The sequence below is a fragment of the Paracoccus versutus genome (assembly GCF_000763885.1).
GTDB lineage: Bacteria > Pseudomonadota > Alphaproteobacteria > Rhodobacterales > Rhodobacteraceae > Paracoccus > Paracoccus versutus.
Genome location: NZ_JRKO01000168.1, coordinates 1 through 1001, shown reverse-complemented (window position 1 = coordinate 1001; position 1001 = coordinate 1). Strand labels below are relative to the sequence as shown.

The 1001-nt window shown below is 67.2% G+C and carries 1 protein-coding gene; it reads right to left on the bottom strand.

Annotation, left to right across the window (positions count from 1 at the left end; all coding sequences use genetic code 11):
- Window positions 1-47 precede the first annotated feature (47 nt).
- A partial coding sequence (locus IT40_RS26475) for a TRAP transporter large permease (RefSeq protein WP_036761519.1) occupies window positions 48-1001 on the bottom strand: 954 nt, incomplete at its 5' end.

Here is a 1001-nt window from a genome sequence, read left to right as displayed (position 1 = left end):
GCGCCCCGGCATGCCGGGGCGCCCGCGGTTTCGGTTTCGGCCCCTCGTCACATGTGGTTCGGCAGCCACATGACCATGGCCGGGAAGGCGAGCATGATGGCGATGGCGATGAGATGGGCCCAGACATGCGGCAGCACGCCCCAGAACACGTCGCCGGTCGGGATGCGGGCGTATTTCGACACCACGAAGCAGTTGAGCCCCAAGGGCGGCGTGACCAGCCCGACCTCGGCGGTGACGATCAGCACCACGCCGAACCACACCAGGTCGAAGCCCATCGAGGTCAGCAGCGGCGCCAGCACCGGCACGGTCAGCACCAGGATCGCCATCTGGTCCATGAAGCAGCCCAGGATCAGGATGACCACGATCAGCAGCACCATGATGACCCAGCGGTTGACATTCAGCGCGCCGACCCAGTCGATGATCATGGCGGTGGTCTGGGTCAGCGCGAAGAAGGTGGTGAAGACATGCGCGCCCAGGATGATGATCGCCAGCATGCAGGAGGTGCGGGTGGCCCGCGCGATGATGGCGTAGATCTCGGCGAGCGAGGTGTCCTTGTGGCGGCGGCTGAGATAGAGCAGGCCCGCGGCGAAGGCGCCGACGGCCGAGGCCTCGGTCGGCGTGGTGATGCCGGTGTAGATGGCGCCGGTGACGACCAGCATCAGCAGCACCATGGGCAGGATCAGCCGCAGCAGGGCCAGCTTTTCGCGCAGCGGGAAGGCCTGGCTCAGCGGCGCGTGCTCGGGGTTGCGCGCGGCCAGGACATAGACGGTCAGCGCGATGGTGAGGGTGACGAGGATGCCGGGCACGACGCCGGCGATGAGCATCTTGGCGACGCTGACATCGGCCAGCAGCGCATAGACCACCATGGCGATCGAGGGCGGGATCAGCATGGCGAGCGTGCCCGAGATGGCGACGACGCCCGATGCCATGCGCTTGTCGTAGCCGTATTTCAGCATGGCCGGCAGCGAGGTCGAGGCGAGCGTGGCGGCGGATGCGGTCGA